Origin of the sequence: Streptomyces sp. NRRL WC-3618 (assembly GCF_001280005.1) — a bacterium.
Lineage (GTDB): Bacteria > Actinomycetota > Actinomycetes > Streptomycetales > Streptomycetaceae > Streptomyces.
The window spans coordinates 24,885-44,598 of sequence record NZ_LGDW01000478.1; the positions used below are offsets into that span (position 1 = coordinate 24,885).

16 protein-coding genes are annotated in these 19,714 nt (G+C 68.6%); 9 read left to right on the top strand and 7 right to left on the bottom strand.

Annotated features, from left to right (window positions below; all coding sequences use genetic code 11):
* Positions 1 to 42: 42 nt before the first annotated feature.
* Positions 43 to 510 (top strand): hypothetical protein, encoded by a 468-nt coding sequence (locus ADL01_RS37005; protein ID WP_053746445.1) that lies wholly within the window; start codon positions 43 to 45, stop codon positions 508 to 510.
* Positions 511 to 641: 131 nt separating this feature from the next.
* Here ADL01_RS37005 and ADL01_RS37010 read toward each other — a convergent pair whose 3' ends face one another.
* Positions 642 to 1,412 (bottom strand): hypothetical protein, encoded by a 771-nt coding sequence (locus ADL01_RS37010; protein WP_053746446.1) that lies wholly within the window; start codon positions 1,410 to 1,412, stop codon positions 642 to 644.
* Positions 1,413 to 1,627: 215 nt separating this feature from the next.
* A complete protein-coding gene (locus ADL01_RS37015) occupies positions 1,628 to 2,206 on the bottom strand; it encodes a YdeI/OmpD-associated family protein (RefSeq protein WP_053746447.1) in 579 nt (192 codons plus the stop codon).
* Between the two features lie 168 nt (positions 2,207 to 2,374).
* On the opposite strand from ADL01_RS37015, the gene ADL01_RS37020 reads away from it, so the two are divergent.
* The 6 genes from ADL01_RS37020 (at position 2,375) to ADL01_RS37045 (ending at position 9,077) form a co-directional block, all read left to right on the top strand.
* Positions 2,375 to 3,586: a pyridoxal phosphate-dependent aminotransferase gene (locus ADL01_RS37020; RefSeq protein ID WP_053746448.1), complete on the top strand. Its 1,212-nt coding sequence runs from the start codon at positions 2,375 to 2,377 to the stop codon at positions 3,584 to 3,586.
* A gap of 94 nt (positions 3,587 to 3,680) precedes the next feature.
* Positions 3,681 to 4,118, top strand: a complete 438-nt coding sequence (locus ADL01_RS37025; protein WP_053746449.1) for a hypothetical protein — start codon at positions 3,681 to 3,683, stop codon at positions 4,116 to 4,118.
* Between the two features lie 452 nt (positions 4,119 to 4,570).
* On the top strand, positions 4,571 to 5,656 hold the full coding sequence (locus tag ADL01_RS37030; protein WP_053746450.1) for a hypothetical protein: 1,086 nt from the start codon (positions 4,571 to 4,573) through the stop codon (positions 5,654 to 5,656).
* A 16-nt stretch (positions 5,657 to 5,672) separates the two neighbouring features.
* Entirely contained in the window at positions 5,673 to 6,890 is a 1,218-nt protein-coding gene (locus ADL01_RS37035) for a toxic anion resistance protein (protein ID WP_053746451.1), read from the top strand.
* The gene (locus ADL01_RS37040) at positions 6,887 to 8,437 is read left to right on the top strand and encodes a substrate-binding and vWA domain-containing protein (protein ID WP_053746452.1); all 1,551 of its coding nucleotides are present in this window, start codon (positions 6,887 to 6,889) and stop codon (positions 8,435 to 8,437) included. The genes ADL01_RS37035 and ADL01_RS37040 overlap by 4 nt, the downstream gene beginning before the upstream one ends.
* Positions 8,424 to 9,077 (top strand): hypothetical protein, encoded by a 654-nt coding sequence (locus ADL01_RS37045; RefSeq protein WP_234354924.1) that lies wholly within the window; start codon positions 8,424 to 8,426, stop codon positions 9,075 to 9,077. Before ADL01_RS37040 ends, ADL01_RS37045 begins: the two co-directional genes overlap by 14 nt.
* Before the next feature lie 120 nt (positions 9,078 to 9,197).
* Here ADL01_RS37045 and ADL01_RS37050 read toward each other — a convergent pair whose 3' ends face one another.
* Positions 9,198 to 11,045, bottom strand: coding sequence for a phosphoenolpyruvate carboxykinase (GTP) (locus ADL01_RS37050; RefSeq protein ID WP_053746453.1), 1,848 nt, complete (start codon positions 11,043 to 11,045; stop codon positions 9,198 to 9,200).
* Positions 11,046 to 11,373: 328 nt separating this feature from the next.
* Here ADL01_RS37050 and trhA point away from each other — a divergent pair, with 328 nt between their 5' ends.
* Both trhA and ADL01_RS37060 read left to right on the top strand, forming a co-directional pair.
* Positions 11,374 to 12,093: a PAQR family membrane homeostasis protein TrhA gene (trhA, locus tag ADL01_RS37055; RefSeq protein ID WP_053746510.1), complete on the top strand. Its 720-nt coding sequence runs from the start codon at positions 11,374 to 11,376 to the stop codon at positions 12,091 to 12,093.
* Between the two features lie 80 nt (positions 12,094 to 12,173).
* Positions 12,174 to 12,806, top strand: a complete 633-nt coding sequence (locus tag ADL01_RS37060; RefSeq protein ID WP_053746454.1) for a TetR/AcrR family transcriptional regulator — start codon at positions 12,174 to 12,176, stop codon at positions 12,804 to 12,806.
* Between the two features lie 83 nt (positions 12,807 to 12,889).
* Here the strand turns inward: ADL01_RS37060 and ADL01_RS37065 are convergent, their stop codons facing one another.
* From ADL01_RS37065 to ADL01_RS37080, 4 genes are all read right to left on the bottom strand, one after another.
* The gene (locus ADL01_RS37065; protein WP_234354930.1) at positions 12,890 to 15,199 is read right to left on the bottom strand and encodes a galactose oxidase early set domain-containing protein; all 2,310 of its coding nucleotides are present in this window, start codon (positions 15,197 to 15,199) and stop codon (positions 12,890 to 12,892) included.
* A gap of 197 nt (positions 15,200 to 15,396) precedes the next feature.
* Positions 15,397 to 16,605 (bottom strand): glycosyltransferase, encoded by a 1,209-nt coding sequence (locus ADL01_RS37070; RefSeq protein ID WP_053746455.1) that lies wholly within the window; start codon positions 16,603 to 16,605, stop codon positions 15,397 to 15,399.
* A complete protein-coding gene (locus ADL01_RS37075) occupies positions 16,602 to 18,263 on the bottom strand; it encodes an ArnT family glycosyltransferase (protein ID WP_053746456.1) in 1,662 nt (553 codons plus the stop codon). The genes ADL01_RS37070 and ADL01_RS37075 overlap by 4 nt, the downstream gene beginning before the upstream one ends.
* Positions 18,260 to 19,525 carry a glycosyltransferase gene (locus ADL01_RS37080; RefSeq protein WP_053746512.1) on the bottom strand — a complete coding sequence of 422 codons (1,266 nt, stop codon included), beginning with the start codon at positions 19,523 to 19,525 and terminating at the stop codon, positions 18,260 to 18,262. The genes ADL01_RS37075 and ADL01_RS37080 overlap by 4 nt, the downstream gene beginning before the upstream one ends.
* Between the last annotated feature and the right edge of the window lie 189 nt (positions 19,526 to 19,714).

The window sequence follows — 19,714 nt, forward strand, 5'->3', positions numbered from 1 at the left end:
TCCAACGCCTCCTATGAGGCGGGAGCAGAACAGGAATCCCTCATGCGCAGACTGACCGTCTCCCTCGCCACCCTGGGCCTCACCGCCCTCGGACTCGCTCTGCCCGCCACCGCCCACGCAGGGCCCGGCTGCAACGCCGAATGGAACTCGCACGGCCGCGACGGCAACGTCCGCGCCTGGGACTACTTCGACTGCGGCGGAGAGCTCCTCGGCGTCACCCCAGGCGACGACCCCGAGTGGGGCGACAGCTACGGCCCCTTCCAGGGCCCCGACGTGAACCGCGCCGTGTCCGTCATGAACAGCGGCTTCGTCGGCGGCAAAGACGTCGTGGCCTTCTACTACTTCGGCCACTACAACGACAGGGCGTACGGCTGCCTCAAGCCGGGCGAGAAGTACGTGGACAGCCTCGCCCGGAACCACTACACCAATGGGGCGCGAATGTACCAAAGCATCGAGTCGCACGCCTGGGTGGCCGCGAGCGCCTGCGCCCCGGGCTCCTTCATCAGCTGAAGGTCCGGGTAGCAGCCGTAGGATCCTGCCGCGGTGACGGCGGCCGCGACCGTGCCTGGCACCCACGGCTGACACCGCGTCACCTGTTCAACCGGGGGGACGTGGCTCTCCCCTGGGAAACGAGTGGGAGGCTAGAAGGCGGCAGCGGCCACCGCCTCGGCTTCCGGCAGCAGGTCCTTGCTCTCCTGGATCACCCTCTTGTAGGTGCGCTCGTGGTCCCCGCTTTCGAGAGCGAACCGCAGGAGCGAGTCGGACCAGTTGTCGAAGAGCGAGAACGTGCGGTCCACAATCCGCTTGGCTTCCTCGCGCTGCGCGTCGGCGAGGGACGGCAGGCTTTTCTCTTCTATCTCGGGCGACTTTATGCTGTGCGACGCCTCCGCCATATAGTGCTTGGTGCCGAAAAACTCACATTCGCGACCGTCCCGCAGGGCGATTCCCCGGCAGTGGGTGAAGATCGTGATGGAGACAGCCTCGATGGACTCGACCATCGCGAAAATGGCGTACGTGGGGGCGCCCGCGGCGAGCGCGGCCAGTTCCAGGCAGAGACGCCGAGAGTGGCTGAAATCCGCGCTCCACAGAACCCGCGTGGCGTCCGACAGAGGCATGCTGCTGTCGGCCCCCAGCTTCTCCAGGTCGGTCAGCATCCACTGCCAGTGGAAGTCCTCTTCGTACGTGTGCGCATTCAGAAGTGCCTGCAACTGATCGGGCCGGGAATTTTCTTCGTCTTTGCGGAATACATACTTGTTCAGGTCGGAGTAGCCCATGATAAAGGGAACCACGCTGGGCCCCCACGCCAGACGCTTTTCTCCGGGGAGCGACTCGTCGGCGAGCAGGCGCGTAAAGAATGCATGGTTCTCGTACGTTTCCCGACGTTCTTCGATGTAGTCGATGACCTTCTGCATGGAAAACTCCGTTTGCGACGTGTCGACATTTCCGCAGCGACATGCGGAGAAGGCATCATCGCATAACTCTCTTCAACTCATCATGTGTTACGAAGCGTTGACATGGGTCTGCCCTATTTCCTTTCGTGATTGCCCTTCTTTCCCTTCAGGATTGCCCTTTCTTCTGGAGCGCACGGCCGCACCGCCGCCGACCCCGACCCTGACCCCCACCCCGCCTACGGATACGACTTCTCCCCCTCGGCCAGCATCGCCACGTACTTCTCGATCCGGCGGGCCCGCGTCTCGGCCCTCTTCGCCTCCTGGACGCGGTGCAGGATCGAGTAGCGGTTCTGCCGGTCCAACGTCTCGAAGAACGCCGCCGCTGCCGGGGTCGCCGCCAGGGCCGCCGCGAGGTCGTCCGGGACCGTGGCGGTCCTCGGGCTGTCGTACGCCGCGTCCCAGCGGCCGTCCGCCTTGGCACGGTCGATCTCCGCAAGGCCCGGCGGACGCATCCGACCCTGCTCGATCAACGCGGCCACCTTGTCCCGGTTGACCTTGGACCATCTGCTCCTCGGCCTGCGCGGCGTGAACCGCTGGAGCCACCACTGGTCGTCGAGCCCGGCCTTCTGGCCGTCGATCCAGCCGTAGCAGAGCGCCACCTCGAGCGCCTGGGCGTAGGTCAGGGCCTCGATTCCGGGGCCCTTCTTGCGCAGCTTGAGCCAGATGCCGGCCGGTGTGGTGGCGTGGTTCTCGGCGAGCCATGCCTCAAAGGCCTCGGCGGACGCGAAGGCGACGGTGTCCAGTTCCTCAGTCACCCCGGGAGCGAATCACACCCCACTGACATTCGACCGGCACCCGTCTGGCATCCGACCGGCATCCACCCAGCACCCGTACCGAAAACACGTTCGCTTCCGCGCCCCGCTCCGATCCCACGTGGCGGATAACACCGCGCCCGATGCGTTACCCCGCCGTAAACTCACGCCATGCAGCTGATCCAGTCGACCAAGCTAGCCAACGTCTGTTACGAGATCCGGGGCCCGGTTCTCGAAGAGGCGATGCGGCTCGAGGCGGCGGGGCACCGGATCCTCAAGCTGAACACCGGCAACCCGGCGGCCTTCGGCTTCGAGGCTCCCCCCGAGATCCTGGAGGACATCCTCCGCAACGTGTCGTCGGCCCACGGGTACGGCGACGCGAAGGGGCTGCTGGCAGCGCGCCGGGCGGTCGTCATGCACAACCAGACCCTCGGCATCGAGACGGACGTCGAGCACGTGTTCGTCGGCAACGGCGTGTCCGAGCTGATCGTGATGGCGATGCAGGCCCTGCTCGACGACGGCGACGAGGTGCTCGTACCCGCCCCCGACTACCCTCTGTGGACGGCGGCGGTCTCCCTGTCCGGCGGTACGGCGGTCCACTACCGCTGCGACGAGCAGGCCGACTGGATGCCGGACCTCGCGGACATCGAGCGCAAGGTCACCGACCGCACCAAGGCGATCGTCATCATCAACCCGAACAACCCGACGGGCGCGGTGTACGACGACGCCATGCTCCGCGGGCTGACGGACATCGCCCGCCGCCACAACCTCCTCGTCTGCTCGGACGAGATCTACGACAAGATCCTGTACGACGGCACCACGCACACCTCGACCGCGAAGATCGCCCCCGACCTCCTCACGCTCACCTTCAACGGCATGTCGAAGGCGTACCGCGTGGCCGGTTACCGGGTCGGTTGGATGGCGATCTCCGGACCCCGCGCCCACGCGGACTCGTACATCGAGGGCCTGACGATCCTGGCGAACATGCGGCTGTGCGCCAACATGCCGGGTCAGCACGGTGTCGTCGCCGCGCTCAGCGGGCGCCAGACCATCAACGACCTGGTGCTGCCGGGCGGGCGGCTCAAGGAACAGATGGACGTCGCGTACGAGCTGCTCACGCAGATCCCCGGCGTCAGCTGTGTGAAGCCGAAGGGCGCGCTCTATCTCTTCCCGCGCCTCGACCCGAACGTCTTCAAGATCAAGGACGACCGGCGCATGGTCCTGGACCTGCTGCGCCGCGAGAAGATCATGGTCGTGCACGGTACGGGCTTCAACTGGCCCGAGCAGGACCACTTCCGCGTCGTCACGCTGCCCTCGGTCAGCGACCTGCGCGACGCGGTGACCCGCATCGGCAGCTTCCTGGCGGGCTACAGCCAGCCTTAAACCGATCTGGAACCACTTTTTACGATCGGGCTCAACTTTAGACTGAATCCAAGCTAAGATGGCTTCCTGTCAGCGCACAGGAGGCCAGCTCCCCATGTACGAACCGATCCGCACCCCCTCGGTCCACAGCACCCGCACCCGCACCGCGCTGGCCGACACCGCCTCGGACTTCCCCCACAGGTCACGTGAGGAGGAGCTGGACATCCAGTTGGCCGGCCACCTCGCCGCACTCCTCACCGCCACCGACGATCTGCGCGCCGTCGCGCCCTCCACCGAGCTGGACATCGCCGCCGAGCGCCTCGCCGGGCAGGTGAGCAGGCTGCGCCGGGGGCGTACGCCGGTCCGCGCCTCGGTCGCCGCGACCGGTGCCGGCGACCTCGCGGCCCTGCACCAGCGGGCCCATGCGCTCGCCGGACGCGCGCTGGTCGTCGCGGCCTCGCGCGCTGATACGGCCGCCGCGATTCTCGCCGCCGAACGTATGGACGCGCACGCCGAGGCCGGCGGGCCTCGTAGGCTCGCGTCCTCCCACTGAGCCCCCTTCCTTCCTGGGGCTCCCTCGACGGCCCCGGTCCGCGCGCTCCCGCAGCGACGTGCGGGCCGGGTGCCACAGCACTGCGTTCGCTTGGACCGGGGCGCCTTTTCGTCGTAGGGGTTCATGTTGTTCGGCGAGTGCGGGTGCGTTGTGGTTTGTCGCGCCGTTCCCCGCGCCCCTGAGGGTGGCTTCCGCCGTGGGTGGCCGCGGCTGCGTTGTGGCTGGTCGCGCCGTTCCCCGCGCCCTGAGGGTGGCTTCCGCCGTGGGTGGCCGCCGGTGCGTTGTGGCTGGTCGCGCCGTTCCCCGCGCCCCTGGAAGGGGTGTCCTGAGGGGAGTTGCCCTGGACGTTCTTTTTTCAGTGGTCTGGTCCCGTTGCGTACCGGGACCACCGGTTCACCTTTCGTTCATCCTTGTTGCCGGGGAACGTTGGATTCCGGGAGCACGCTCCCGGCGTGAGACGAATCGCAGGGATTGTCCTCGCGGTCCTGCTGATCGGCGGCGTGGTGGTAGCCGTGGTGGCGGGCCGGGAACACGGGGACCAGGGCACGGCAACGAAGACCGTGCGTGGAGTCATCGGATCGGAGAAGGCCGAGTTCTTCGCCGATCCCGACGTGGTGAAGGCCCTTGCCGCCAAGGGCTACACCGTGCGGACGGAGACCTCCGGGTCGTGGGCCATGGAGGACCTCGACCTCAAGGGCTACGACTTCGCCTTCCCGTCCAGCCAGGCGCCCGCCGACGAACTGGCCGTCAAGTACAAGGCACGGCAGCCCCTGCCGCGGCCCTTCTACTCGCCGCTCGTCGTCGTGGCCCACCGCAACGCCGCCGAGGTGCTGGCGGCCAACGGTCTCGCGACGCTCGAGAAGGGCCGGCACCGCGGCACCCTCAAGATGGCCGCCTATCTCCACGCGGCCGACGCGGACCGCACCTGGCAGCAGCTCAAGGGCGCTGCCGCCTACGGGGAGTTGACCGGCACCCTCTACATCGCCACGACGGACCCGGAGAGTTCCAACTCAGGCGCCCTCTACCTCGCGGCCACGAGCTACGTCGAGAACGGCGGCCGGGTCGTGGCGAGCGACGCCGACATCGCCCGTACGGCGCCCCTGATGCGCAAGCTGGTCAGCGTCCAGGGTGCTCAACAACCCAGCTCTGACGCGGCGTTCCGGGACTTCGTGAGCGGCGCCGGGAACCCGCTGGTGCTGGTGTACGAGTCGCAGGTCGCCTCGCTCCTCGGGGACGCGCAAGGCACCGATGACCTCAGCGTCCTCTACCCCGACACCACCGCCAACAGTGACCACACCGTCGTACCGCTGACCGAAGAGGGCCGCGCCCTCGGTGAACTCCTCAGCGACGACCCGGCGTTGCGCAAGCTCGCCGTCCGGCACGGGTTCCGGCCGCAGGGCGACACCGCGGAGTTCATCGCGGCCACCGCGGCCCATGCCGCGTACCTCAACCAGAGACTGACCGGTGTCCGGCAGGCGCCCGTGCCCACCTCCAAGGTGCTGCACGAGATGGCGCGCCGGGCCCGAGGACAGTCGTAACCAGGGGGGATCACACATGAACTTCCAGAAGCCGGACGAGAACACCAGCCAGCACAGCAGTCGGAGCGGCGACGACATCTTCACGCTCACCCCGCCCGAGCCCGTCGCGGCTGTCCCGCGTGAGAAGGCCGGAGGGCTCGTCCCCGTCGACGACAGCGTCCGAACCGACATGGCCCGCAAGGCCGCCGAGTACGTCGGACAGCTCGCCGCCCTCGACGCCCGCTCGCCCGAGTTCGCGGGCCGCGTCGGGGAGATCACCGGGCTGGGCGCCGGTGAGATGCGCACCGCCGCCGCGCAGTCCAACCGCATGCTGGAACGGGCCGTGCGCAGCCTGCCGAGCAAGGGCGGTGACGCCCAGTCGCAGGTGGCGGGCTCGCTCGTCGAACTCCGGCGCGTCGTCGAGGACCTGGACCCGCGTGACCTGCCTACCGGCAAGGGGCGCAAGCTGCTTTCCAGGCTGCCAGGCGGCAACAAACTGCGCGACCACGTCGCCAAGTACGCCTCCTCGCAGGCGACCTTGAACAAGATCGTGGGCTCGCTGCGCGGCGGACAGGACGAACTGCGCAGAGACAGCGCGGCGTTGCAGACCGAACGGGTGCGCCTGTGGGAGACCATGGGCAAGCTCCAGGAGTACGTCGTCCTCACGGAAGCCCTGGACGCCGCCGTCGAGCGGCACATCGGCGGGGTCGAGGCGGCCGACCCGGGGAGCGCCGACAATCTGCGCGCGGACGTGCTCTTCCCGGTCCGGCAGAAGCACCAGGACCTGCTGACCCAGCTCGCGGTGTGCGCACAGGGCTACCTCGCCATGGACGTCGTACGCCGCAACAACGACGAGCTGATCAAGGGCGTCGACCGCGCGGCCACCACGACCGTGTCCGCGCTGCGTATCTCCGTGATGCTGGCCTCCGCCCTGGAGAACCAGAAGAAGGTCATCGAGCAGGTCAACTCGCTGCGCGGGACGACCGAGGACCTCATCCGGGGCAACGCCGAGATGCTCGCCACGCAGAGCGGGGAGATCCAGCGCATCGCCGCCGACCCCGCCGTCGGCGCGGAGACACTGAAGAACGCCTTCCAGCAGATCTACCGCACCCTCGACACCATCGACACCTACAAGGTCCAGGCGACAGAGACGATGGCGGCGACCGTGGAGTCGCTGACCTCCGAACTCCAGCACGCCAGCGCCTACTTGGCGCGCAGCCAGTCGCGGAGCGGGCTGGACGGAGGCCAGATATGAGCAGGAGACACCGGCTCACCGCCACAGCCGCTCTGGCGCTCGCGCTCCTGACCGCCTGCACGGCACAGCCCGACCCCAAACCGCTCTTCGACAACGGCTCCCCCGAGCCCGGCACCCTCCGTGTCCTCGCCTCCAGCGAGCTCTCCGACATGACGCCGGTGCTCGCGGAGGTCGAGAAGGACACCGGCATCAAGGTCCGGCCCACCTACATGGGCACGCTCGACGCGATCGACATGCTGGCGACGGGGAAGACGGACGGGCACTTCGACGCCCTGTGGCTGTCCTCCAACGACTATCTGCGGCTGCGTCCCGACGCGGCGAAGAAGGTCGTGTCCGAGACGCCCATCATGTCGAGCCCGGTCGCCATCGGCGTCAAGGCCGCCACCGTACGGGAGTTGGGCTGGAAGCCCGACCAGGTCACCTGGTCCCAGGTGGAGGTGGCGGTACGGGACGGGAAACTGACGTACGGCATGACGGACCCCGACCGCTCCAACTCCGGCTTCTCCACGCTGATCTCGGTCGCCTCGGGGCTCTCCGGAGCGCAGTCCGCGCTGACCGACGCGGACGTGAAGAAGGCGTCGCCGCGGCTGAAGGAGTTCTTCAAGGGGCAGAAGCTGACGTCCAGTTCGTCGGGCTGGCTGGCGGCTGCCTACGACCGGCGCGGCACCGTCGACGCCCTGCTGAACTACGAGTCCGTCCTCAAGGGCATCCCCGGCCTCACGGTGATCCGCCCCCGCGACGGCGTCGTCACCGCCGACTACCCGATCACCTCGCTCGTGTCGACCGACGCCGCGACCCGCGAGAACGTCCGCCGGCTGACGGAGGCCCTGCGCACCCCGGCGACGCAGCGCCGGATCACCGACGTCACGCACCGCCGCCCGGTCGTCGCCTCCGTACCGCCCGCGGCCGGCCTCGACGCCTCGCGCCGCCGGGAACTCCCCTTCCCCGGCAGCCGGTCCGTCGCCGACGGGCTGCTCGACGCGTACGAGAACAAGCTGCGCCGCCCCTCCCGGACCGTGTACGTCCTCGACACCTCGGGCTCGATGAAGGGCGACCGCCTGTCCGGCCTCAAGGCGGCGCTGCGCGGCCTCACCGGCGACTTCCGGCACCGCGAGGAGGTCACGCTGATGTCCTTCGGATCGGATGTGAAGAGCGTACGGACCCATACCGTGAGCCCCACCGATCCGCACAGCGGACTCGACGCGATCCGCCGGGACACGGACGCGCTGACGGCGGACGGCGGCACCGCGATCTACACGTCGCTGGAGAAGGCGTACGAGCAACTCCGCGCCGACCGCGACACGTTCACGTCGATCGTGCTGATGACGGACGGCGAGAACACGGCGGGCGCGAAGGCGCCGGAGTTCGACGGCTTCTACCGGCGACTCACCGCCCAGCAGCGGGAGATACCCGTGTTCCCCATTCTCTTCGGCGACTCCGACCGCACCGAGCTGGGGCACATCGCCGAGCTGACCGGCGGTCGTCTCTTCAACGCCCAGAAGGGTTCGCTCGACGGCGCGTTCAAGGAGATCCGTGGCTACCAGTAGACCCGCGGGGCACGGCGGATTCCTGGGGTTCCTGGAGTCCCGCAAGAACATCGCCGGGAGCGCGTGCGGACTGGTGGGCCTGGTGCTGACTTTCACCGGTCTGGCGGGCCCGTACTGGCCTGTCGTCGTCGCCGGGCTGTACGGCGCGGGCGCGCTGATCGCCCCGCCGGAGCGCCGGCCGCTGCCGGACTTCCCGGACTCGTCGGCCCAGCTCTCCGCCCAACTCGACGAGCTGCGGGGCGACTTCGAGCGGCTGGACGAGTATCTGGGGCAGGTCGAACTGCCGCCTGCGGCGGCCGGGCAGGTGACCGAGCTGACCGGGCTCGTCAGCGCGTTGCTGGAGCCCGGGTGGGTGACGGAGGTGCTGGCCCAGGACCCGGAAGGAGTCCACGTGGTGTCGCGGATCGTGCGGCAGGACCTGCCCGAGGCCGTCGACAGTTTCGTACGGGCGCGGTGGTGGACGCGGCTGGCGCCGGGGCAGGAGCCGCCGGAGCGGCATCTGGAGCGGCAGCTCGGGCTGCTCCGGCAGGAGGCGGAGGGGCTGGCGGCGGGCCTCAGGGAGATCGAGGCCCGCCGCCAGGAGTCGCACACCCGCTACCTGGAGGGCCGGGGGCCGCAGAGCGGCGGGCTCGGCGACTGACGTACAGCGGTGTGATCAAGCCGCTCACGGATCCGGGAAAGGCGGGCCGCGGCCGGCCGTGACGGCATCGCAGGTCAGGGCAAGTCCGACCGGCCGCGGAGTTACAGGGGAGAGGTGTCCTCAGCCCAGGCGCTGCACCAGCGCCCGGTACTCGTCCCACAGCTCCTTCGGGGTGTGCTCGCCGAACGTGTTGAGGTGGTCGGGAACCAGCGCCGCCTCCTCGCGCCACACGTCCTTGTCGACGGTGAGCAGGAAGTCGAGGTCGGACTCGGAGAGGTCGAGACCGTCCGTGTCGAGCGCGCCCTTGGCCGGCAGAACGCCGATCGGCGTCTCGACGCCCTCGGCCCTGCCGTCCAGCCGGTCCACGATCCACTTCAGGACCCGGCTGTTCTCACCGAAGCCGGGCCACACGAACGAGCCCTCGTCGTTCTTGCGGAACCAGTTGACGTAGTAGATCTTCGGCAGCTTGGACTGGTCCTTGTCCTTCGCCACGTCGATCCAGTGCGCCATGTAGTCGCCCATGTTGTAGCCGCAGAACGGCAGCATGGCGAAGGGGTCGCGGCGCAGCTCGCCGACCTTGCCCTCGGCGGCGGCCGTCTTCTCGGAGGCCACGTTCGCGCCCAGGAAGACACCGTGGTTCCAGTCGAACGACTCCGTGACGAGGGGTACGGCGGTGGCGCGCCGCCCGCCGAACAGGATCGCCGAGATCGGCACGCCCCTCGGGTCCTCCCACTCGGGCGCGATGATCGGGCACTGCGCGGCGGGGGTGGTGAAGCGGGCGTTGGGGTGCGCGGCCGGGACTCCCGACGCGGGCGTCCAGTCGTTGCCCTTCCAGTCGGTCAGGTGGGCCGGAGTCTCCTCCGTCATGCCCTCCCACCAGACGTCGCCGTCGTCGGTCAGCGCCACGTTGGTGAAGACCGAGTTGCCCCACAGCGTCTTCATCGCGTTGGCGTTGGTGTGCTCACCGGTGCCGGGTGCGACGCCGAAGAAACCGGCCTCGGGGTTGATGGCGTACAGCTGGCCGTCCTCCCCGAAGCGCATCCAGGCGATGTCGTCGCCGATCGTCTCGACAGTCCAGCCGCCGATCGTCGGCTCCAGCATCGCGAGGTTCGTCTTGCCGCAGGCCGACGGGAAGGCGGCGGCGACGTACTTCGGCTCACCCTGCGGCGGGGTCAGCTTGAGGATCAGCATGTGCTCGGCGAGCCAGCCCTCGTCACGCGCCATGACGGACGCTATACGCAGCGCGTAGCACTTCTTGCCGAGCAGCGCGTTGCCGCCGTATCCGGAGCCGTAGGACCAGATCTCGCGGCTCTCCGGGAAGTGCGAGATGTACTTCGTGGAGTTGCACGGCCACGAAACGTCGGCCTCGCCCTCGGCCAGCGGCGCCCCGAGCGTGTGCACAGCACGCACGAAGAAACCGTCGGTTCCGAGTTCGTCGAGGACCGGCTGCCCCATGCGCGTCATCGTGCGCATGGAGACGGCGACGTATGCCGAGTCGGTGATCTCGACGCCGATCGCGGAGAGGTCCGAGCCCAGCGGGCCCATGCAGAACGGGACGACGTACATTGTCCGGCCCTTCATCGAGCCGCGGAAGACGCCCTTGTCCCCCACGAAGATGTCCCGCATCTCCGCGGGGTCCTTCCAGTGGTTGGTCGGGCCCGCGTCCTCCTCCTTCTCGGAGCAGATGAAGGTGCGGTCCTCGACACGCGCGACGTCGGTCGGGTCGGAGGCCGCGTAGTAGGAGTTGGGGCGTTTGACCGGGTCCAGTTTCCTGAAGGTGCCCTTTTCGACGAGCTCTTCGCACAGTCGCTCGTACTCGGTCTCGGATCCGTCACACCAGACCACGCTGTCCGGCTGGGTCAGTTCGGCGATCTCGTTCACCCACGAGACCAGTTGCTTGTGGTTGGTCGGGACGGTGCTGGAGAGGGGGGTGACAGGGGGAACGGGAGCCGCGATGTCGCGCGCCACGATTGCTCCTTGAAATGAGGGTTTTTTGTTGACTGCCCCTTGGGGGCCGCGACCCGGATGCTTCACGGTATGGATCATTGGCGCTCATCCGGTGCCGACCGCACTCATTTGATCATCCGACTGGAGCGCCCATCTGTCCATAGGACGTCACAACTGAGCGACGTGACCATCGCCACTCACCCGACGCCCGCCCGGGCGTTTCCTGCGGGCCACCACGCATTCACCTGGTACGGCCGGGATCCGACCCAGACGAGAGGCTGGACAATTCCGTGCGCCGCCGACATCGAACTGACGCGTAACTTACGGTTACGTAGGTACGATGGCCGTCATGACTGCGTCCGCCCCCGACGCGCCCCTGGACTCGCCGACCGTCGGCCGCGGTCCCCTGGCGCTCTCGCTGCCACATTCCGATGAGATCAAGCCCAAGCTGCGCGGCTGGTTGCATCTCGGCATGTTTCCGGCCGTACTCATCTCCGGCCTGGTGCTCACCGCGCTCGCCAGTTCGAGCCGCGCGCGCATCGCCTGCGGGATCTTCACCCTCACCGCCTGCCTGCTGTTCGGTGTGAGCGCGCTCTACCACCGCGGCACCTGGAGTCCACGCATGGACGGTGTCCTGCGCAGACTCGACCACGCGAACATCTTCCTGATCATCGCGGGCACCTACACCCCGCTGACGATGCTGCTGCTCCCGGCGAGCAAGGGGCAGTGGCTCCTGTGGGGCATCTGGGGCGCGGCGCTGGCCGGTATCGCCTTCCGCGTGTTCTGGGTCGGCGCCCCGCGTTGGCTCTACACCCCCTGCTACATCGCGATGGGCTGGGCCGCCGTCTTCTTCCTGCCGGACTTCATGCGCGCCGGTGGCGTCGCCGTCCTGGTGCTGGTCATCGTCGGCGGCCTCCTCTACAGCGCGGGCGGCGTGATCTACGGGCTCAAGCGCCCCAACCCGTCACCGCGCTGGTTCGGCTTCCACGAGGTGTTCCACTCCCTCACCCTGGCGGCGTTCATCGCGCACTACATCGGCATCTCGATGGTGGCGTACCAGCACGGGTAACCCCTGACCTTCCCTGAGGCGGCCGCGGCTTTCGAGTCGCGGCCGTCTTCGTGTGCCCCGGCGTGGCGGAGAATGACCGTATGACGGCCGCCCGTACCTCTCCCCTCGCCGACCGGCCCCAGCTGGGCCTGCGTGAGCGGAAGAAGATCAAGACCCGGAGGGCGATCCGCGCCGCGACGTACGAGCTGATCGGGAGCCAGGGGTACGACGCCACGACGATCGAACAGATCGCCGAGCGCGCCGAGGTGTCGCCGTCCACGGTCATGCGCTACTTCCCCACCAAGGAGGACATCGTGCTCACCGACGAGTACGACTCCGTGCTGGAGGAGCAACTGCGGGCGCGCCCGGCGGACGAACCGTGGCTCGTCTCCCTGCGGTACGTCCTGAGGAACGCCATCGGCCTCAGCTCGGCCGAGGAGCCCGAGGTGACACGGCTGCGCGGCAGGCTGATGCTGGAGGTACCGGCGGTCCGCTCCCGCATGATCGAGAGCCTGTCCGAGACGGGCCGTCTCCTCAGCCGTGTCATCGCCGAACGCACCGGCCGCGACGCCGCCGACCTGGAGGTGCGTGTCTACGCCATGTCCCTGATCGGCGGCCTGTCGGAGGTCACCGTCTACTGGGCCCAGAACGACTTCAAGGACGACCTGACCGACCTGGTGGACCGCACGCTGCACGTCTTCGAACACGGCCTGCCCGCGCTGGCCTCTTCCTGACCCGCGGACGCCGCGGAGGGCGCGCCCACCGACACGGGCACGCCCTCCGGAAGCTGGGGGCCGATGGCCCCCGTACCGCTATCTCACTGCCTCGCGCTCTTCCTCAGGTCCTGTTTCTCGCAGACCACCCCGTTGCGGCTCGGGTCGAGGCCGAGGGGGTCGTCCTGGCCGTTGATCTTCAGGCGGCCGTAGTCGTTGGCCCGGAGCCAGGCGCAGCGGGCGGCCGTCGTCTTCCTGACCTCCGCCGGGAACACCGTCGGGACGCAGACGTTGATCGACCCGTAGTGGCGGTCGCAGCCCGAGAGGGTCGGGCTGACCGGCTGCGAGGCGCGCTTCACGCCGGGGCCGCTGACCTTGCCCTTCAGCCCCTGCGCGAAGGAGTGGATGTGCGCGTCAAGGGTGGCACCGGACGATTTCACGGGCATCGACATGGACGACGCCGCCGACGTCAGTGCCGCGGGCCCCGTGAGGTGGACCCATTTCGCCACCGAGGGGACACCGTTGGCGTCGACCGCGAAGAGCATGTACCAGCCGGGCGGGGCCAGGTTGGGGTTGCTCGTCACGTTGAGGTCGATGTTGTTGCCGTTGACCGACAGGGGCAGGTCCACGAATCGCTGGTTCGGGTCCGAGGAGTGTGTGACCGCGGCCGGGCGGATCAACTCCGCCTTGACGATGGGGCGGTCGACCGTGATGCGCTGCGTGTCGCCGTACGACCACTCGCCGTCGATCACCGACGTGATCGTCGGACGGGCGCCCTTGAGGAGGTACGGCGGGGTGTAGATCGACACGTTGTGGTTCCAGGTGCCGTTGCCCGGGTTGTCACCGGTCGACATGACCCGGCCGTCGGGCAGCAGGAACGACGACGAATGGTAGCCGCGGGCCTGCGGGTCGGCGGCGACCGGGTCGAAGGTGTTCGCCGCCGGGTCGTAGATCGACGACTCGAAGACCGGGTTGGCCCGGTTGTGCAGCGCGCCGCCGGTCTCCAGCACCTTGCCGTCGGGCAGCAGTACGGCGGAGACGTACATCTTGCCCTGGTTGCCGGTCTCGGCGACCGGACCGTTGCCGAGGTCGACCGTGCCCTGCGGCAGCTTCGGACCCGCCACGTACGCCGGGTTGGCCGCCTTGAGGTCGATGACGTCGGTCAGCCGGCCCGCCTCCGGATTGGAGTCGATGTTGCCGCCGCCCAGCGTCAGCACCCGCTGGTCCTGGGCCGGCGGCAGCAGCACGCTCGCCGACTGGTCGCGCTGGTCCTTGTTCTGGAGCCCGGAGATCGCGGTCGTCGTGTTGGCCGCGTAGTCGTAGACCGCCGACCCGGTGCCGGGCGTGCCGTTGCCGAAGACATGGCTGCCCGAGTAGAAGAGGCGCCCGTCCTGCATCAGGATCATCGACGGATACAGACCCCAGTACGACCAGGTCTGGTTGACCTTCCACAGCGGCAGCCACTGCTGCTCGGCCTCCGAGAACAGCTCGGCCGTCACCGACCCGGTGGAGTCCTCGCGCAGCCCGCCGAAGGAGATCACGTCACCGTTGCCGAGGACGGTCGCCGACGGGTACCAGTGACCGTCGACCAGGTCGTTCGTCTTGCTGTACGTCTCGGTCACCGGGTCGAAGACGTACGAGTCCTTGTAGCCCTCGTAGCCGTGCCCGCCCACGACCGGGTACGCCTTGTTGCCGCTCATCACCAGCACGCGCCCGTCCTGGAGCTGGACGTGCCCGGAGCAGAACATGTCCTTCGGCGTGGGAATGACCTTGTAGCTGCCGTTGGCCGGGTTGTACACCGCGCTGGTGAACGTGCCCGCGTTGAACTGCTCCTCGCTGTTGCCGGAGCCCGCGATCAGCAGCACCTTGCCGTTGTTGAGGACGACGGAGTGCATGGAGCGGACCGGGTTCTGCGTGGGCAGGACCGTCCACTTGCCGTTGGCGCACTCGTTGGCGGTGCCGGTGCAGGAGGCGGGCGGGACCGGGTCGGAGACCTGCTCCATCGTGTAGTCGTCGGTCGTCGCGGAGCCCGTGCCGTACACCGAGACGCCCCATGTGATGCGGTCGGTGCCGGCCGGGACCGCCGGGGTGCGGACCGTGGCCTGGGTCCAGTTTCCCTGCATGTCGAGGGTTTTGAGGTCGGTCCAGTACTGCCAGCCGAGCGTCGCGTCGTGCCGGAACAGGGTGATGGACGCGTCCGGCGTGGTCGTCTTGTACCAGAGCCCGAGATCGTACTGCTTGCCCACCGACACCACGGGCGCGCAGGTCGTGTCCTCGGTGATCAGCGCCTTGCGGTCGCCGCTCACCCGCCGGGTCACGTCGACCTTCATGGCCTTCGTACCCGAGTGGCCGGCGACGGTGGAGAAGGTGAAGTCGCTGTCGCCCCACCCGGACTTCTCCCAGCAGTACGGCATGTCGCCGCTGCCCGCCGTCTCGAAGCCGGGATTGAGGACGAGGTTGGCGGCGGACGCGGGCTGGGGCGAGACGAGGACGAGACCGACGGTCAGGGCCCCGACCCCGACAAGTGCCGTTCTTCGTCGGGCAGTTGCCCTCACCCTTGGTCTGCCTGATGTGCGCGGTTCGCGCAATGTGCGCAATGTGCTGAACGGTCTCACGCGGCTCTCCTAGCTGTTTCGCTTTCGCGCAGGGCCCCCTGGCGACCCCGGCGCGGCAGATAGACCAGCCCTTCGGTTCCGGCGAAGCGCAGGACGAAGGTCGTCACCAGCGCGAGCGTGGTGGCGGGCAGCACGCCCATCCCGAAGCGGTCCACGAACAGCGCGATCAGCGGCAGTCGCAGGACGAGGTCGAGGTTGGCGAGCACCGCGAACCGGCCGGCGCGGTCCCACCAGCGCCGGTGCCGGCGGCGGTCGCGGAACAGCAGATGCTCGATGAGCAGGAAGTTCCAGGCGACGCCCAGCTGGTTGGCGAGGATCTCGGCCGGTACGTAGTGCAGGCCGGCCGCGGTGAGCGCGTACAGCCCGAGCAGGTTCGGCAGGAAGCCGGTGGCGCCGATCAGACCGAAGCCGATCATGCGGGCGGCGGGCGAGGCGGAGCGCAGGCCGACGAGGTGGCGCAGGAAGCGCAGGCCTTCCTGCGCGGTGGACTTGGACTCACCGGCGAAGCGGTCCTGGAAGACGAAGGGGACCTCGGCGACCTGGCGGGGGCGGCTGCGGACGGCCAGTTCGAGGAGGATCTTGTAGCCGAGCGGCTGGAGGATGTCGGCGGTGACCGCGCTGCGGCGGATCGCGAAGAACCCGCTCATCGGGTCGCTGATGCCGTGCAGCCTGCGCGGGAACAGGGACTTGGTCAGCCAGGTCGCCAGGCGGGACACCGCCACCCGGTAGCTGCCCGCGAGGCCGGCCCGGCTGCCGCCCTTGATGTACCGGGAGGCGACCACGAGCCCGGCGTTGGCCCGCTCGCCGGTGGCCACCAACTCCGGTACCAGGGACGGCGGATGCTGGCAGTCGCCGTCCATGACGACGATCCAGTCGGAGGTCGCCGCCTTCAGGCCCTCGACGACCGCGCCACCGAGCCCGCCGACCGCCTCCTCGCGGTGGATGACGGTGACGGGGAACGGGCAGTCCTGCGCGGCCTCGGTGATCACCTCGGGGGTGTCGTCGGTGGAGTCGTCGACGAAGATGACCTCGCAGGGCAGCCGCGTCGGCACCGACTCGGTGATCCGGCGCAGCAACTCCCCGATGTTCGCGGACTCGTTGAAGGTCGGTACGACGATGGTGACGGCACCGGGCTCGGCGACTTCGGCCGCGCGTACGGCCGGATCGCCCAGTTCGCCGGGGACTGTGAACTCGAAGCTGCTCATCGGGTGCCTCCGGTGGCGTCGATGCTGCGGATCTCGATCCGGTCGTCGCCGGCGCCGAAGGTGGCCACCGGGCGCGAATGTTCCATCGCGGCCCTGACGTTGGGCAACTGGACCGCGTCGCGCCGTACTGTCGGAGAGGCGACGACATAGTCCAGGTCCTTCCAGCCCCTGGGCATCGTCTTCGTCACCGCCGGGTCGAGGTCGGCCTTGTAGAACCAGATGACGCCGCGCCCGGGCTGGTACCCGGCGTGCACGAGGTCGAGCCACAGCGCGTCGTCGACGAGCACCCGGGTGTGCGCCGGGTCGGCGACCTCGGTCGCGAGCCAGTGGGAGGCGGCCCGGTAGGGGGCGTTGGCGTCGGCGGTGAGGGCGGTACGGTCACCGTCGTACCAGCGCGGTACGACGAACGCGGCCAAGGCGGTGACGAAGAGCGTGGCAACCGCGTACCGCGCCCAGGTGAGTTGCCGCCGCTCCCCCTCGGTGCGCCGCCGGCGCAGTACCGCGTGGGTGACGCTCGCGACGCCTCCGGCGAGGACCAGGGCGAGGAAGGGCAGCGCCTGGATGACGTACATCGCGGGCAGATAGCCGCTGGGGCGCATCGCGACCAGGGCGAGGATGCCGACGGTGAGGGCCGGTCCGGCCAGGGCGCGGGCGGTGACCGACCAGCGCCAGGAGGCGATGAGGAGCAGGGCGCCGGCGAGGCCGCCGAGGGGCAGGACACGGTCGTAGTAGAGCCAGGACCGCAGGACTCCGTACGAGCCGGAGCCCGTGTCGAGGATGAAACCCGAACCGGGCCTGGTCATCTGGTACTTGAGCCCGTCGAACAGCGAGACATGGCCGCCGCCCGGGAACAACTCGCCCTTGAGCAGGGCGAACAAGGGGTACGAGAGGCCGATCAGGGCGCAGGCGGTGATGGCGCCGGTGAGCGCGAACTTACGGGTGTCGCGGTGGCCGTGCCGCCACATGGTGACCAGCAGGGCGGGCAGGATGACGAGCATCGTCTCCTTGGTGAGCACCGCCGCCGCGGCCGCCAGACCGGCGGCGAAGTGGTGCCACAGGTGGCGGCTCGGGGAGGCCGCGAGGGTGAAGGCGACCAGCACCCACATCACCGCGATGTTGTCGAGGAAGATCTCCCGCTGAAGCACGACCGACAGCGGCGACAGCCCGAACAGTGCCATGGCCAGCCCCGCGGCCCAGCGGGGCAGCGACAGACGGCGCCCCAGGACGTAGACGAGGACCGCGCTGACCGCGCTGACCAGCAGCATCGCGACGCGCATCGAGCCGACGGTCATCGAGTCGGGGCTGAGCAGCGACGGTATCCAGGTCAGGGCGGCTATCTGTATCCAGCCTAGGGGCGGATGGTCGTACCAGTAGGTGTAGTGGGCGAGGCCCCTGCCCTGCTGCACGGACCACGCCTGGGCGAGGTAGGTGCCCTCGTCGTCGCTGAGGGTCGGATAGTCGGCGATGTTCCAGCCCTGCACGACCATGATGGCCACGAGCAGGAGTCCGCAGGTCAGAAGGTCGGGCCGGGCGGCTCGGAGGCGGCCGGCGCGGGTCGGCGGCGGAGTCGGCCGGGGGGCAGAACCCGTTTCGGGCGCAGGCTGCCGCTGTGCGGGGACCTTGGGAACCGTGGTCACCGCAGGAAGGATGGAGGTCACGCGAGAACGTCCTCTCGGAACTCACCGGTGTTGAGGTGTGCGCCGACGTGACTGGTCAACTCCCAGTCGTTGCGCCCGCGTTGCTCGCGCCAGACGGCGCGCACGGCCGCCCCGGCGAGGAGCACCTGGTAGAAGGGGCCGCCCACGATGAGCTTGAGATAGTGGACGGGGCGGACCCTCAGGCCGTACTGCTTGCCGAAGTCGTGCAGTCCGACGAGCTCGAAGACGAAGGTGACGAGCGCCGTGACGGCCGGCAGGAAGGTGATGAAGGCGACGGAGACGGGCACGTCGAGGAAGAGCGCGACGGCCACGTTGAGCGGGATCACCACTCCGGAGATCGCCTGGAGATAGGGCGTCATCAGGGTGTAGCGGGCGAGCAACCGCTGCCCGAATCCCGGGAGTTGCTTCCAGTCCCGTTTCCGGTACACCTGAAGGAAGCCCTGGTTCCAGCGGGTGCGCTGCTTGAGCAGCGACATCAGCGAGCCCGGGGTCTCCTCCTTGGTCACCATGTCGGAGTCGTAGGCGACGACGACCTTCTTGCCGACGCTGGACAGCCGTACGCCCAGGTCGCAGTCCTCGGCAAGGCAGTCGGGGTCCCAGCCGTCCGCGTCCCGCAGCACCTCGGTCCGTACGAAGACGGTGTTGCCGCCGAGCGGGATGAACCCCTTCTGCGCGTGCAGATGGAGCCGCGACCGGAACCAGAAGAAGTACTCCAGGCAGTTGCGCAGGCTGTACCAGCTGGAGTGGAAGTTGATGAGCTGGACGCCGCCCTGGACGACGTCCGCGCCAGTGGTCCTGAACGCGTGGTCGACGTGCGCGAGCAGCTCCGGGTGGACCTGGTCCTCGGCGTCGAAGACCCCGACGATGTCGCCGCGGCAGTGCGGCAACGCCGTGTTCATGGCCTTTGGCTTGTTCTTCTTCTCGTGGGTGTCCACGACGACCCGGACGCGCGGATCACGTTCGGCGGCCCGCTCGGCCACCGCCGCCGTCTCGGGGTCGTCGTGCCCCACGATGACGATGATCTCGAAGTCGGTATGACTGGATTCGAGGAGGCGCTGGATGGTGTGGTCCAGTACGGCCTGCTCGTGCCGGGCGGGCAGCAGGAGCGAGAACGACAGCCCCCCACCGCCGTCCGGTCTGCTGAATCGGGTGGAGGCGAGCACTTCCGGCGTACGCCAGGCGTGCATCTGCCACCACAAGGTGAAGGCGGCCATCCAGAACAGAGCCAGCGATATGGCCGCGATGAAGACATACGTAAGCAACAGATCCCCCCAGATCCCCAAACCCCCTGTCGCGACAGTGAGTTACCTCTGCCGCGTCCCGGTGGAGAACTTAGGGGGGAAGTGTGAATGGCACGAACTCTTCCGATAAATAACATGTTTCGGAACAGTGGACCCCTCTAGCGGGATGTGTCCGAACACGTCCGTAAATCTCGCGCGCCGAAGGCACCT